The 14,043-nt window shown below is 64.3% G+C and carries 11 protein-coding genes and 2 tRNA genes; 11 read left to right on the top strand and 2 right to left on the bottom strand.

Annotated features, from left to right (window positions below; translation table 11 throughout):
• Positions 1-116 precede the first annotated feature (116 nt).
• The 4 genes from RT028_RS17225 to RT028_RS17210 all read left to right on the top strand — a co-directional run bounded on the left by RT028_RS17225 (position 117) and on the right by RT028_RS17210 (position 1,933).
• Positions 117-192 (top strand) — tRNA-Ala (locus RT028_RS17225).
• A gap of 42 nt (positions 193-234) precedes the next feature.
• Positions 235-310: transfer RNA gene (locus RT028_RS17220), tRNA-Glu, on the top strand.
• 159 nt (positions 311-469) lie between these two features.
• A complete protein-coding gene (locus RT028_RS17215; protein ID WP_312936320.1) occupies positions 470-904 on the top strand; it encodes a thioesterase family protein in 435 nt (144 codons plus the stop codon).
• Positions 905-949: 45 nt separating this feature from the next.
• Entirely contained in the window at positions 950-1,933 is a 984-nt protein-coding gene (locus tag RT028_RS17210) for a tRNA dihydrouridine synthase (protein ID WP_312936319.1), read from the top strand.
• A gap of 18 nt (positions 1,934-1,951) precedes the next feature.
• On the opposite strand, the gene RT028_RS17205 is transcribed toward RT028_RS17210, so the two are convergent.
• Positions 1,952-5,242, bottom strand: coding sequence for an EAL domain-containing protein (locus RT028_RS17205; protein WP_312936318.1), 3,291 nt, complete (start codon positions 5,240-5,242; stop codon positions 1,952-1,954).
• Positions 5,243-5,301: 59 nt separating this feature from the next.
• Positions 5,302-6,180, bottom strand: coding sequence for a LysR family transcriptional regulator (locus tag RT028_RS17200; protein WP_312936317.1), 879 nt, complete (start codon positions 6,178-6,180; stop codon positions 5,302-5,304).
• Positions 6,181-6,314: 134 nt separating this feature from the next.
• On the opposite strand from RT028_RS17200, the gene leuC reads away from it, so the two are divergent.
• The 7 genes from leuC to RT028_RS17165 all read left to right on the top strand — a co-directional run.
• Positions 6,315-7,748 (top strand): 3-isopropylmalate dehydratase large subunit, encoded by a 1,434-nt coding sequence (gene leuC / locus RT028_RS17195; RefSeq protein ID WP_312936316.1) that lies wholly within the window; start codon positions 6,315-6,317, stop codon positions 7,746-7,748.
• Positions 7,745-8,389 carry a 3-isopropylmalate dehydratase small subunit gene (gene leuD, locus RT028_RS17190; RefSeq protein WP_312936315.1) on the top strand — a complete coding sequence of 215 codons (645 nt, stop codon included), beginning with the start codon at positions 7,745-7,747 and terminating at the stop codon, positions 8,387-8,389. The genes leuC and leuD overlap by 4 nt, the downstream gene beginning before the upstream one ends.
• A 66-nt stretch (positions 8,390-8,455) precedes the next feature.
• Positions 8,456-9,220 (top strand): class I SAM-dependent methyltransferase, encoded by a 765-nt coding sequence (locus RT028_RS17185; RefSeq protein ID WP_312936314.1) that lies wholly within the window; start codon positions 8,456-8,458, stop codon positions 9,218-9,220.
• 78 nt (positions 9,221-9,298) lie between these two features.
• The gene (leuB, locus tag RT028_RS17180; protein WP_312936313.1) at positions 9,299-10,381 is read left to right on the top strand and encodes a 3-isopropylmalate dehydrogenase; all 1,083 of its coding nucleotides are present in this window, start codon (positions 9,299-9,301) and stop codon (positions 10,379-10,381) included.
• Between the two features lie 65 nt (positions 10,382-10,446).
• Entirely contained in the window at positions 10,447-11,559 is a 1,113-nt protein-coding gene (gene asd / locus RT028_RS17175; protein ID WP_312936312.1) for an aspartate-semialdehyde dehydrogenase, read from the top strand.
• A 178-nt stretch (positions 11,560-11,737) separates the two neighbouring features.
• Entirely contained in the window at positions 11,738-12,742 is a 1,005-nt protein-coding gene (locus RT028_RS17170) for an aspartate-semialdehyde dehydrogenase (RefSeq protein WP_312936311.1), read from the top strand.
• A gap of 69 nt (positions 12,743-12,811) precedes the next feature.
• On the top strand, positions 12,812-14,043 hold a 1,232-nt coding region (locus RT028_RS17165; protein ID WP_312936310.1), incomplete at its 3' end, for a FimV/HubP family polar landmark protein.

Genomic DNA, 14,043 nt, shown 5'->3' with positions numbered 1-14,043 from the left:
ACACCGCCCTTTCACGGCGGTAACAGGGGTTCGAGTCCCCTAGGGGACGCCACTTTACCCGTGTTTTGCGGGGCTTAAAGAGGCTCATTCGCCTATTGAATGAGCCTTTTGTTTTCGGGGCTATAGCTCAGCTGGGAGAGCGCCTGCATGGCATGCAGGAGGTCAGCGGTTCGATCCCGCTTAGCTCCACCAATTACTGCCAAGGTTTGCATTGCAAACTTTTGCGAAGGTTATGTCCCCTTCGTCTAGTGGCCTAGGACACCGCCCTTTCACGGCGGTAACAGGGGTTCGAGTCCCCTAGGGGACGCCATTTTCACTCGCGTTTTGCGAGACTTCAAAGGCTCATTCGCATATTGAATGGGCCTTTTGTTTTTTCTGGCTGCGGGTCACTCGCCCCGTTTTGCCGCCCCATCGGCAGCGTGGCGGTACATCCGTTACACTCGCCGCTCACCTGATTCACGGAGCGGCTATGAGCTGGGACCTGGCAACGCCATTCATCATCGACCTGCGCGTCGGCAACGAAGACATCGACGGCCTTGGCCATGCCAACAACGCCGCGTATGTCACCTGGTTGGAGCGCTGCGCCTGGCGTCACTCCCAGCGCCTGGGCCTGGACCTCACCGAATACCGCAGGCTCGACCGTGCCATGGCGGTGGTCCGGCACGAAATCGATTACCTGGCGGCAGGTTACGAGGATGATGAGCTACAGCTGGCCACCTGGATCGTCGAATGGGATCAGCGCCTGCGCATGATCCGTCGCTTCCAGCTCAAGCGTCCATGCGACGGCGTCACGCTGCTGCGCGCCCAGACCACCTTCGCCTGTATCGAGCTGTCCACCGGCAAACCCAAACGGATGCCGCCTGAATTCATCGACGGCTACGGCCCGGCGCTGATCCGCGCCTGAGGTGCCAGCCGAGCGTTGCGCCCCGTCTTCTTCGAGAGTTGTGTTATGCAAATTGCCCTGGCCCCGATGGAGGGGCTGGTCGACAACATCCTGCGCGACGTGCTGACGCGGGTGGGTGGTATCGACTGGTGCGTCACCGAGTTCATTCGCGTCAGCGAGCGCCTGCTGCCTGCTTCGTCGTTCCACAAGCTCGCGCCTGAGCTTCGCCAGGGTGCGCGCACGGCAGCGGGGGTACCGATGCGCGTGCAGCTGCTCGGCTCTGACCCACACTGCCTGGCCGACAACGCGGCGCTGGCCTGTGAGCTGGGTGCGCCGGTCATCGACCTGAATTTCGGCTGCCCGGCCAAGACCGTGAACAAGTCGCGCGGTGGAGCGGTGCTGCTCAAAGAGCCCGAACTGCTGCACGCCATCGTGCAGCAAGTGCGCCGCAGCGTGCCCGCGCACATCCCGGTCACCGCGAAAATGCGCCTGGGCTTCGAAACGCCCGACGGTGCGCTCGATTGCGCCATCGCGCTGGCCGATGGCGGCGCCGAGCATCTGGTGGTGCACGCACGCACCAAGGCGCAGGGCTACAAGCCGCCCGCGCACTGGGAATGGGTGGCTCGGGTGCAGGATGTGGTCAAGGTACCGGTGTTCGCCAATGGCGAGATCTGGACGGTCGAAGACTGGCAACGCTGCCGCGAAGTGAGCGGTGCGCAAGACATCATGCTCGGTCGCGGCCTGGTCTCCCGGCCGGATCTGGCCTTGCAGATTGCCGCCGCGCGCGATGGGCTGGATTACCAGCCCCTGACCTGGGCGGCACTGTTGCCGCTGCTCCAGGAATTCTGGCGTCAGGCGCAGGACAAACTGTCGCCACGCTACGCGCCCGGGCGATTGAAGCAGTGGCTGGCCATGCTCACGCGCAGCTACCCCGAAGCGGTGACCCTGTTCGCCGAGCTGCGTCGCTCGGCAGACTGCCAGGCCATCAGTGCGCTGCTCGGCGCGCCAGCTGCGGCCGGCAGCACCGACACGGGTGCCCGTGTGGCCTGACAGGCCTTGCAAGCGGGGTTATCGAGGTGCGCAGGGTGACGACTGCAGCGTGCGCCGGAACTCCTCCAGCGGCAGCGGGCGGCTGTGCAGATAGCCCTGGTAGTAGTGGCAGCCCAGCCCCTGGAGAAACACCAGTTGTTCGGGCAGCTCCACGCCCTCGGCGATCACGGTCAGCTTGAGGCTATGGGCCATGGCCACGATGGCGCGGACGATTTCAGCATCGTTGGGGTCCACCGGGGCATCGCGCACGAAACTCTGGTCGATCTTCAGTGTGTCGACTGGCAAGCGCTTGAGGTACGTCAGCGATGAATACCCGGTGCCGAAGTCGTCCATCGCGAAGCTCACGCCGTGTCGCCTGAGTTCGCGCATCCTGGCGATGGTGTCGTCCAGGTTCTGAATGACGATGCCCTCGGTGATCTCCAGCTTGAGTAGGCGGCGGGGCAGCCCTTGCTCATCGAGGCTGCGCAGCACGCGCTGGACGAAATCACTCTGACGAAACTGCCGCGGGCTGATGTTCACACACAGACTGAACACCTGCACGTCGATCAGTCCATCAGCGACCAGCGCTGCACAGGCCGCACAGGCCTGGTCGAGAATCCAGCTGCCCACCTCCACGATCAGCCCGCTTTCCTCCAGGACCTGAATGAACTGCCCAGGCGGTTGCTGGCCAAGCTGCGGGTGATACCAGCGCAGGAGCACCTCTGCGCCGATGATGCGGCTGTCGCGCGCGTCGACCTGGGGCTGGAAATGCAGCGCCAGTTGGTCACGCGCGAGTGCCAGGCGCAGGTCATTCTCCATGCGCAGGCGCTCGCTGGCGGCCTTCTGCATGGTGCTGTGGAACAGTTGCGTGGTGTTACGGCCCGAATCCTTGGCACGGTACAGGGCGATGTCGGCGTGTTTCAGCAGGTCGGCCGGGGTGCTGCCGTGATCCGGTATCAGTGCCACCCCAATACTCGGGGTGACCTGGAGCCGCTGGCCATCGAGCGAAATGGGCTCGGCCAGCAGTCCGCGCAGGGTATCGGCCAGTTCGCGCAAGGTGCGCTCGACGCTGGCGCGCCCACCTTGCAGACCGCTGATCAGCACCACGAACTCATCGCCGCCGAGCCGGGCGACCATGTCTTGCTGACGTACGCTCGCCTCCAGGCGCGCGGTGATGATCTTGAGCACGGTATCGCCCACAGGATGACCAAGTGAGTCATTGATGTGCTTGAAATGGTCGAGGTCGAGGAACAGCAGGGCACCGCGCAGGTTGTGCTGCTTGAGCCAGTCGATCTGCTGGCTGAGGCGGTCCATGAGCAAGGCGCGGTTGGGCAGGTTGGTCAGCGGGTCGTGGTAGGCCAGGTGGCGAATCTGCGCCTGGGCATCCCTGAGCAGGCTCACGTCGCGCGCGGTGAGCAGCAGGCATTCGGTGTCGTCGAGGTGGATCGGTTCCACCGAGACTTCCACGGTGAGCAGGTTGCCCTGCTTGCTGCGCCCGAGCATTTCCCGGTGCAGCACCCGCCCGTGGGCTTTGACCTCCCTGAGCAGGCCGGCGCGTTGCTGATCGTCGGCCCAGATGCTCAGCGCCTGTGCCGTGCGTCCGAGCACTTCGGCGGCGCTGTAGCCGGTCAGGCGGCAGAAGCCGTCATTGACCTCGACGTAGCGGCCGGTGGTGCATTCGGTGATGGTGATGGCGTCAGGGCTTGAATGAAACGCTTTGGCGAATTTCTCTTCGCTGGCCTTCAATGCCGCTTCGGCGCGTTGCTGCTGGGTGATGTCGCGCAGCGTCGTGACGCTGCAAGGCTGGCCATCGACGCTGATCAGCCGGCTGGACACCACGCAGGTGAGCATGCTGCCATCCTGGTGCCTGACCTTGATCGCCACGTTGTCCAGGCCCTCGCCTCTGATCACCCGGGCCAGGTACTCGGCGCGCTGCGCCGACTCGCCGCACAGGCCGAGCTGTTCGCTGTCGCGGCCAATGACCTGCTCCACGGTCCAGCCAAAGGTCTGGGTGAAGGCGTGGTTGATTTCGATGAACTGACCGGTGTCGCGACGCGTGACGCAGATCGGATCGGGACTGACCTGGAACAGGCTGGCGAATTTTTCTTCCGAGGCCGCCAGGCGTTGCTCGCGCTCCACTTGTTCGGTGATGTCGAGCAAGGTGCCGGCCATGCGCAAGGGATTGCCCTGATCATCCCGGTACAACCGTGCACGGCTCTCGATATAGCGCGAGGCACCGTCGCCCAGTTGCACCCGATAGGTGATCTGGTAGTTGCCTGCCGGGCCCTCGCGCAGGCTGCGGTAGGCTTGGCGCATCACCGCACGTTCCTCGTCGGGCACGCCCTCGAAGAAGGCGTCGAACGATTCATGGAACGGCACCGGGGCCAGGCCATGCAGCTGCGCGGCGCGCGCCGAGCCGTACAGCATGCCACTGGGAATGTGCCAGTCCCAGGTGCCCAGTTGCGCCGAATCCAGCGCCAGGTCGAGGCGCTCCTGACTGTCTTTGAGGGCCTGCTCGGCGTGCTTGCGGTCGGTGGTGTCGACAAACGTGCTGATCAGGTGTGGAACCCCTTCAAGCTCGATGCTCTGAGCGCAGAGAATGCCGTCGCGTACCGTTCCGCTGCTGGCTCTGAACTGCACTTCGAGGGTGGCCGGGCGCGTGGTGTTGCGGGTGGCTTCGAGCATCTGCTGGCGCTGCTCGGGATGCACCCACAGGTCCAGCGCCAGCGTGGTCCTGCCGATCACGTCGCTGCCCGGCCAGCCGAGGGTATGCTCGAAATGCTGATTGACCTCCAGGATCATGCCGTCGTGCCGACGGCTGAGCAGGATCAGGTTGGGGCTCAGGTGAAAGAGGGTGGCAAAACGTTTTTCCGAGTTCATCAGCGCGACTTCGCGCTCACGTTGACGGGTCACTTCGCGCACCACACCGATCATCTGTCGACGGCCGTCCGGGTTCAGCGTCAGGCTGCCGCTGATCTCCAGCCAATGCAGGCTGCCGTCAGGCCAGCGGATGCGATGGCGCATGGCCTGTTGCACCGGCTCGCCGTCGAGCACCGCCTGGAAAGCCTGGCGCGTGCGCAGGCGGTCCTCCTCCGGCAACAGCTCGAGGTAGTCGAGATCATGCGGCAGCGCGCGCTGCGGATCGAAGCCGAACAGCGCGTGGGTGCCGCGCGACCAGCTCACCCGGCCACTGTCGATATCCCAGAGCCAGGCGCCCAGGCGCGCGCCATTGAGCGCAGCCAGCAGTTGAGGGGCGTTACGCCAGGCCTGCTCCGACGCTTGCGGGTCGACGGCAGGAATGCGCGGCAGGGGATCAGCGGAGTTGGGCATCGGTACCAGACCTTTGGCGGAGAGAGCGTCCCTGACGATAATGCCGTTCTGGCGAGCGGTCAGGCCGTGCTGGCGTGGCTGTTGAGCAGGCTCATGAACGCCTTGGCTGCGTTGGATAGCGTGCGCTCGGTGTGCAGAATGTAGCCTAGCTGGCGGGACAACTGAATGCCCTCCAGCGCGATGGGTGCCACTTGTTCATCGAGCATGGTACGCGGTAGGACGCTCCAGGCCAGGCCAATCGACACCATCATCTTGATGGTCTCCAGGTAGTTGGTGCTCATGGCGATGTTCGGGGTCAGGCCCTGGCTCTCGAACAGGCGCTGGACGATGTGATGGGTGAAGGTGTTGCCACCCGGAAACACCGCTGAATGTCCTGCAACTTCGGCCAGGGTGACGCCGCTGGTGCGCGCCAGCGGATGCTCGGGAGCGGCGACGAAATCCAGCGCATCGCGCCAGATCGGTACCGCCTTGAGCAGCGGGTGCGGCTCGGGAGCGAGGGTGATCACGGCGATTTCCGCGCGGCCATGGAGAATTTCGTCGTAGGCCGCTTCCGAATCCATGAACTGGATATCCAGCGCCACGTCCGGGTACTGCCGGGTGAACGTGCGCAGCAGCGGTGGCAGCCGGTGCAGGCCGATGTGATGGCTGGTGGCCAGGGTCAGCCGGCCGCCCACCTCCCCGGCCAGGTTGGTCAGCGCGCGGCGGGTGTCGTCCAGCACGTTGAGGATCTGATAAGCGCGCGGTAGCAGGGCGCGACCGGCTTCGGTCAGCCCCACCTCACGCCCCAGCCGATCGAACAGGCGCACGTTCAGTTGTTGCTCAAGCCCGGCAATACGCTTGCTGATCGCGGGCTGAGTCAGGTGCAGGCGCTCACCTGCGCCGGAAAAGCTGCAGCATTCGGCGACGGCAATGAAGGCGCTGAGGTTGGCCAGGTCCATGATGGCTTGAATTCCTGATGGTTATGCAAAGTATGAAAAATATGAATTTGAGTTATTCAATGTAACGCCATAGGATTCGCCCATACAAGCCAAGTGGTCTTTGGCATAGAAAGACGCTGATGAGGAACAGTCCGATGGCTGGCAAAACGCTTTACGACAAACTCTGGGACGCCCATGAGGTCAAGCGCCGTGATGATGGTTCGTCGCTGATCTACATCGATCGCCACATCATTCACGAAGTCACTTCACCGCAAGCTTTCGAGGGGCTGCGCCTGGCCAAACGCCAGCCCTGGCGCATCGACGCCAACATCGCCACCCCCGACCACAACGTGCCGACCACCCCCGAGCGCAAGGGCGGCATCGCGGCCATCGCCGATGAAGTGTCGCGCCTGCAGGTGCAGACCCTCGATGAAAACTGCGATGAGTACGGCATCGTCGAATTCAAGATGAACGACCAGCGCCAGGGCATCGTGCACGTCATCAGCCCGGAGCAGGGCGCCACCTTGCCCGGCATGACCGTGGTCTGCGGCGACTCGCACACTTCCACCCATGGCGCGTTCGGCGCCCTGGCCCACGGCATCGGCACCTCTGAAGTGGAACATGTGCTGGCTACCCAGTGCCTGGTCGCCAAGAAAATGAAGAACATGCTGGTGCGCGTCGAGGGCGAGTTGCCCGTCGGCGTTACCGCCAAGGACATCGTGCTGGCCGTGATCGGCAAGATCGGCACCGCGGGCGGCAACGGTCATGCCATGGAGTTCGCCGGCAGCGCCATTCGCCAGTTGTCGATGGAAGGGCGCATGACCATCTGCAACATGTCGATCGAAGCGGGCGCGCGCGTCGGCCTGGTGGCGGTCGATGACATCACCGTGGCCTACGTCGAAGGTCGTCCGTACTCGCCCAAGGGCGAGCAGTGGCCAATGGCAGTCGAGGCCTGGAAGGGCCTGGTGTCCGACGACGATGCGGTGTTCGACACCGTGGTCGAACTCGACGCTGCGCTGATCAAGCCGCAGGTCAGCTGGGGCACCTCGCCCGAGATGGTCCTGGCGGTCGATCAGCGCGTGCCGGATCCTGCTGCCGAGCCCGACCTGGTCAAGCGTGGCTCCATCGAGCGCGCCTTGCGCTACATGGGCCTGACTGCCAACCAGGCAATCACCGACATCAAGCTCGATCGCGTCTTCATCGGTTCGTGCACCAACTCGCGCATCGAAGACCTGCGTGCGGCTGCCGCCATCGCCAAGGGCCGCAAGGTCGCGACCAACGTCAAACAGGCACTGGTCGTGCCGGGCTCCGGGCTGGTCAAGGCCCAGGCCGAGCGCGAAGGCCTGGACAAGATCTTCGTCGAAGCCGGCTTCGAATGGCGTGAACCAGGCTGCTCGATGTGCCTGGCGATGAACCCCGACCGCCTGGAAAATGGCGAGCATTGCGCCTCTACCTCCAACCGCAACTTCGAAGGCCGTCAGGGCGCCGGCGGGCGTACCCACCTGGTCAGCCCGGCCATGGCCGCCGCCGCCGCGGTGACCGGTCACTTCATCGATGTCCGCGAGTTGATCCAAGGGAGCGCAGCATGAAAGCCTTTACCCAGCACACCGGCCTCGTTGCGCCGTTGGACCGTGCCAACGTCGACACCGACCAGATCATCCCCAAGCAGTTTCTCAAGTCGATCAAACGCACCGGCTTTGGCCCGAACCTCTTCGATGAGTGGCGCTACCTCGACGTGGGTCAGCCCTATCAGGACAACAGCAAGCGCCCGCTGAACACCGAGTTCGTGCTCAACCACGCGCGCTATCAAGGCGCCAGCGTGCTGCTGGCGCGGGAAAACTTCGGCTGTGGTTCGAGCCGTGAACACGCGCCATGGGCGCTGGACGAGTACGGTTTCCGCAGTGTCATCGCGCCGAGCTTTGCCGACATCTTCTACAACAACAGCTTCAAGAACGGCCTGCTGCCGATCATCCTCAGCGACGAAGAGGTCGATGAGCTGTTTGCACAAGTCGAGGCCAATCCCGGTTATCAACTGGTCGTCGACCTGCAGGCCCAGGCGGTCACCCGCCCGGACGGCAAGGTGCTGCATTTCGAGATCGATGCGTTTCGCAAGCACTGCCTGATCAACGGGCTGGACGACATCGGCCTGACCTTGCAGGACGGCGATTCGATCAAGACCTTTGAACGCCAGCACCGCGCTAGCCAGCCTTGGCTGTTCCGCGACGCCTGATCAACCAGCGAGGGGTTGCCTGCAGCCCCTCCAGCGACCCGCTATCGACCTTAAAGGATTTTTCCCATGACTCGCAGCGCCCACACCGACGTGGTCCAGCGCCAGTTTGGCGAGCAGGCCAACGCCTACCTGACCAGTACCGTGCATGCCCAGGGCAGCGAATTCGCCCTGCTCCAGGCCGCGCTGGACGGGCAGGGCAGCGCTCGGGTGCTGGACCTCGGCTGCGGGGCCGGCCACGTCAGTTTCCACGTGGCGCCGCTGGTGGCCGAGGTGGTGGCCTATGATCTGTCGCAGTCGATGCTCGATGTGGTGGCCGCATCCGCCGCCGAGCGTGGCCTGGGCAACATCACCACCACCTGTGGCGCGGCGGAGCGCTTGCCGTTCGATGATGCTTCGTTCGACTTCGTCTTCAGCCGCTATTCGGCCCATCACTGGAGCGACCTGGGCGTGGCCCTGCGCGAAGTGCGCCGGGTACTCAAGCCGGGCGGGGTGGCGGCATTCGTTGACGTCATGTCGCCCGGCAGTCCGCTGCTCGACACCTATCTGCAAAGCGTCGAAGTGCTGCGCGACACCAGCCACGTGCGCGACTACAGCGGCGCCGAATGGCAGCACCAGCTCAGTGAGGCAGGCCTGTGGGTGCGCAGCCTGACGCGCCAGCGCCTGCGCCTGGAGTTCACCAGCTGGGTGGCGCGCATGCGCACGCCCGAACCCTTGCAGGTGGCTGTTCGCCAGTTACAGCAGGCGATGGGCGAGGAAGTGCGGCAGTATTACCAGATCGAAGGGGACGGCTCGTTCAGCACCGACGTGCTGGTGGTGTTCGCCGAGCGTTAGGCTGCGCAAGATAGAATGCACACGGTTTTTTCCGGCAGAGCCGCCTGAGCCCTGCCGCTTGAATGGATAGAGGAACGCATGAGCAAGCAGATTCTGATTCTCCCAGGTGATGGCATTGGCCCGGAAATCATGGCCGAGGCGGTCAAGGTGCTGGAAGTCGCCAACGACAAGTTCCAGCTGGGCTTCAGCCTGGAGCACGACGTGATTGGCGGCGCTGCCATCGACAAGCATGGCGTACCCCTGGCCGATGAGACCCTGGCGCGTGCGCGCCAGGCCGATGCCGTGCTGTTGGGCGCTGTCGGTGGGCCGAAGTGGGACAAGATCGAGCGCGACATCCGCCCTGAACGCGGTCTGCTGAAAATCCGCGCGCAACTGGGCCTGTTCGGCAACCTGCGCCCGGCCATCCTCTACCCGCAACTGGCCGACGCCTCGTCGCTCAAGCCGGAAATCGTCTCCGGGCTGGACATCCTCATCGTTCGCGAACTCACCGGCGGTATCTACTTCGGTGCGCCGCGTGGCCAGCGCGAGCTCGAAGGGGGTGAGCGTCAGGCTTACGACACCCTGCCGTACAGCGAAAGCGAGATCCGCCGCATCGCCAAGGTTGGCTTCGACATGGCCCGCGTGCGCGGCAAGAAACTCTGCTCGGTCGACAAGGCCAACGTCCTGGCCTCCAGCCAGCTGTGGCGTGAAGTGGTGGAGGAGGTGGCCAAGGACTACCCGGACGTGGCGCTCAGCCACATGTACGTCGACAACGCCGCCATGCAACTGGTGCGTGCGCCCAAGCAGTTCGACGTGATCGTGACCGACAACCTGTTCGGCGACATTCTTTCGGACGAAGCCTCGATGCTCACCGGCTCCATCGGCATGCTGCCGTCGGCCTCGCTCGATGCCAACAACAAGGGCATGTACGAGCCGTGCCATGGCTCGGCGCCGGACATTGCCGGGCAGGGCATCGCCAACCCGCTGGCGACCATTCTGTCGGTGTCGATGATGCTGCGTTACAGCTTCGACCAGGCCCAGGCGGCCGATGCCATCGAGCAGGCGGTGAGCCAGGTGCTCGACCAGGGTCTGCGCACCGGCGACATCTTCTCCGAGGGCAGCCGCAAGGTCGGCACCCGTGAAATGGGTGATGCAGTAGTCGCCGCCCTGCGGAATCTGTAATCTCTCTGCCCCCGCCATCGTCTCCCTGACGTTGGCGGCCCACTTTTAGCAAAGGTGTAGTTGCGATGAAACGTGTAGGTCTGATCGGTTGGCGTGGAATGGTCGGTTCCGTGCTCATGCAGCGGATGCTGGAAGAACAGGACTTCGACCTGATCGAGCCTGTGTTCTTCACCACCTCCAACGTCGGTGGGCAAAGTCCGAACGTGGGCAAGGAAACTGCCCCGCTCAAGGATGCCTACAGCATCGATGAGCTCAAGACCCTTGACGTCATCCTGACCTGCCAGGGCGGCGACTACACCAGTGAAGTGTTCCCCAAGCTGCGTGAAGCGGGCTGGCAGGGCTACTGGATCGATGCTGCCTCCTCGCTGCGCATGCAGGACGACGCGGTGATCGTGCTCGACCCGGTCAACCGCAAGGTCATCGACCACCAGCTCGACATCGGCACCAAGAACTACATCGGCGGCAACTGCACCGTCAGCCTGATGCTGATGGGCCTGGGCGGCCTGTTCGAGGCCGGGCTGGTCGAGTGGATGACGGCCATGACCTACCAGGCCGCCTCCGGCGCTGGCGCGCAGAACATGCGCGAGCTGATTCGCCAGATGGGCGCTACCCATGCCGCCGTCGCCGATGACCTGGCCAACCCGGCCAGCGCCATTCTCGACATCGACCGCAAGGTGGCCGAGGCCATGCGCAGCGACGCCTACCCAACGGAAAACTTCGGTGTGCCGCTGGCCGGCAGCCTGATTCCCTGGATCGACAAGGAACTGCCCAACGGCCAGAGCCGCGAAGAGTGGAAGGCGCAGGCCGAGACCAACAAGATCCTGGGGCGCTTCAAGAATCCGATCCCGGTCGACGGTATCTGCGTGCGCATCGGCGCGATGCGGTGCCACAGCCAGGCGCTGACCATCAAGCTGAACAAGGATGTGCCGCTGGCCGACATCGAAGGCCTGATCAGCCAGCACAACCCGTGGGTGAAGCTGGTGCCGAACCAGCGCGAAGCCAGCATGCAGGAGCTGTCACCGACCCAGGTGACCGGCACCCTGAATGTGCCGGTCGGGCGTCTGCGCAAGCTGAACATGGGCTCGCACTACATCGGCGCGTTCACCGTCGGCGACCAGCTGCTGTGGGGCGCTGCCGAGCCGCTGCGGCGCATGCTGCGCATCCTGCTGGAGCGTTGATCGGGCGCGCCTGATCGAGCGACACCCGAACCCGTCCTGGCCCGTGCCAGGGCGGGTTTTTTCATGGCGGGGAGTCGCGTTTGGCGGTTCACCGTGGCGGCTCACGGCGTGCCACATTGGCTCCCTTCGGGCAATGCGAGTACAGTGCCGCTCCCGTTTCGCCAGAGGCTGTGTCCACATGAACCCCACTTTCAATATCGCCGTCGTCGGCGCCACCGGCAGTGTCGGTGAAACCCTGGTACAGATTCTGGAGGAACTGGCGTTCCCGGTCGCTACCTTGCACCTGCTTGCCAGCCTGGAGTCGGCCGGCAGCAGCGTGATGTTCGGTGGCAAGAAACTGCGCGTGCGTGAAGTCGACAGTTTCGACTTCAGTCAGGTGCGCCTGGCCTTCTTTGCCGCCGGTGCAGCCGTCAGCCTCAGCTTCGCTGAAAAAGCGCGCAAGGCCGGCTGTGCGGTCATCGACTTGTCGGGCGCATTGGCCGACGCCGTGCCCGTAGTGCCCGAAGCCAACCTCGAGGTGCTGGACAGCGTGCCTCAGCCCGCCTGGATCACCAGCCCCAGCGCAGCGGCCGTCGCCCTGGCCGTGGCCCTGGCGCCGCTCAAGGGCCAGTTGCACATCGAGCGTGTCCAGGTCACGGCGTGCCTGGCGGTGTCGGCCCAGGGGCGCAAGGCCGTCAATGAGTTGGCCCGGCAAACCGCCGAGCTGCTCAACGCCCGCCCGCTCGAGCCACAGTTCTTCGATCGGCAAGTGGCGTTCAATGTGCTGCCACGCGTGGGCGCTGAGGACGCGCACGGCCATACTCAGCTCGAACAGCGCCTGGTCCGCGAGCTGCGGGCACTGCTGGGCATGCCTTCGTTGAAACTGGCCGTGAGCTGCATTCAAGTCCCGGTGTTTTTCGGCGATAGCTACAGTGTCAGCGTGCAGAGCCGCGGGCCGGTCGAGTTGCCGGCAGTGTTGGCCGCGCTGGATCAGGCACCGAGCATTGAACGCGTGGAGGGTGACGACTATCCAACCCCGGTGGGCGACGCGGTCGGCCAGGACGTGGTCTATGTTGGACGAGTGCGTCAGGGAATCGATGAGGTCGAACAGCTCAACCTCTGGCTCACCACTGACAATGTGCGCAAGGGCGCAGCGCTGAATGCCGTGCAAGTGGCGCAATTGTTGATTAAACACATGGTGTAAAAGATACTGGATCGCAATTTTGTCCCGAAACCGCGCGGGTTTCAGGACGATTCTTACAAGGACAGGGTCATGCTTCGAATTCGCAAACTGGTACTCGCCATCGCGGCAGCTTCGGCATTGTCGTCCGGTGCGGCCAACGCCCTGGTACTGGGTGAGCTGACCCTGCATTCGGCTCAGAATCAACCGCTGGATGCCGAGATCGAGCTGCTCGATGTGCGCGATCTCACCGCTGCTGAAGTGGCGCCAAGCCTGGCGCCGCCCGAGGCATTCAGCAAGGCCGGGGTGCCTTACCCGGCCTACCTGCAAAGCCTGACCTTTACCCCGGTGATCATTCCCAATGGCCGCAGCGTGCTGCGCGTCACCTCGAATCAGCCGTTGTCAGCGCCGGTGATGCGGTTTCTGGTTCAGGTGATGTGGCCGCAAGGGCGCCTGCTGCGCGATTACAACGTGCCGCTCAACCGCCCCGTGGCCGATCAGCCCAAGGCCGAAAACGCCATCGCGCCTGCGCAGAGCCAGGCCGCCAACTACACCACCAAGCGGCGTGACACGCTGTGGCAGATCGCGGCGCGCAACAGCAACGGCGGTTCGATCCAGCAGGCCATGGTCGCCATTCAGGCACTGAACCCCGACGCCTTCATCGGCAACAACATCAACCAGCTGAAGACCGGTCAGGTGCTGCGCCTGCCCGATCAGCAGCAGGTCCAGAGCATTCCCCAGGGCGAAGCAGTGGCCGAAGTGGCCGAGCAGTATGCCGCCTGGCGCGAAGGTCGGCGTCTGGGGCCTCGCGCCCGACAGCTGGACGCCACCCGCCGCGGCGAGGCACAGCCTGCGCCAGAGCGCATTGCCCAGGGCGACACCTTGCGCCTGGTCTCGCCGGGTACCCAGGCACAAGGCGCCAAGGCGGACGCCCTCAACGATCAGTTGGCGGTGGCTCAGGAAAGCCTGGACACCAGCCGTCGTGACAACGACGAGCTGAAAAGCCGCATGACCGACCTGCAGAGCCAGCTGGACAAGCTTGAAAAGCTCATTGCCCTGAAGAACGACCAGTTGGCGCGGCTCGAGGCGCAAGGCGCCGCACCTGCGGCCGATGCCGCTGCCAGTCCCGCAGCCCCTGCCGGTACCGACGCCGCACAGGCCCCAGCCGACACCTCGGCGCCTGCTGCCGTTGCGCCAGTGCCTGCGCCCATCACACCGGCCATCGAACCAGCCCCTGCGGCCGTCGACACCACGCCAACCCCGGATCAACCGGCTGCTGCCGACGAACAGGCTGCGCAACCTGGCCAGCCTGCCCAGAACACACT

Origin of the sequence: Pseudomonas sp. (assembly GCF_032058845.1) — a bacterium.
Classification (GTDB): Bacteria; Pseudomonadota; Gammaproteobacteria; order Pseudomonadales; family Pseudomonadaceae; genus Aquipseudomonas.
The sequence above is the reverse complement of the archived record's forward strand: the minus strand, read 5'-3'. Positions and strand labels throughout refer to the sequence as shown.

Excerpts from the sequence above, each read along its gene's own strand:
- RT028_RS17215 (WP_312936320.1), top strand. The coding sequence starts at position 470 with ATGAGCTGGGACCTGGCAACGCCATTCATCATCGACCTGCGCGTCGGC.
- RT028_RS17210 (WP_312936319.1), top strand. The coding sequence starts at position 950 with ATGCAAATTGCCCTGGCCCCGATGGAGGGGCTGGTCGACAACATCCTG.
- RT028_RS17205 (WP_312936318.1), bottom strand. The coding sequence starts at position 5,242 with ATGCCCAACTCCGCTGATCCCCTGCCGCGCATTCCTGCCGTCGACCCG.
- RT028_RS17200 (WP_312936317.1), bottom strand. The coding sequence starts at position 6,180 with ATGGACCTGGCCAACCTCAGCGCCTTCATTGCCGTCGCCGAATGCTGC.
- leuC (WP_312936316.1), top strand. The coding sequence starts at position 6,315 with ATGGCTGGCAAAACGCTTTACGACAAACTCTGGGACGCCCATGAGGTC.
- leuD (WP_312936315.1), top strand. The coding sequence starts at position 7,745 with ATGAAAGCCTTTACCCAGCACACCGGCCTCGTTGCGCCGTTGGACCGT.
- RT028_RS17185 (WP_312936314.1), top strand. The coding sequence starts at position 8,456 with ATGACTCGCAGCGCCCACACCGACGTGGTCCAGCGCCAGTTTGGCGAG.
- leuB (WP_312936313.1), top strand. The coding sequence starts at position 9,299 with ATGAGCAAGCAGATTCTGATTCTCCCAGGTGATGGCATTGGCCCGGAA.
- asd (WP_312936312.1), top strand. The coding sequence starts at position 10,447 with ATGAAACGTGTAGGTCTGATCGGTTGGCGTGGAATGGTCGGTTCCGTG.
- RT028_RS17170 (WP_312936311.1), top strand. The coding sequence starts at position 11,738 with ATGAACCCCACTTTCAATATCGCCGTCGTCGGCGCCACCGGCAGTGTC.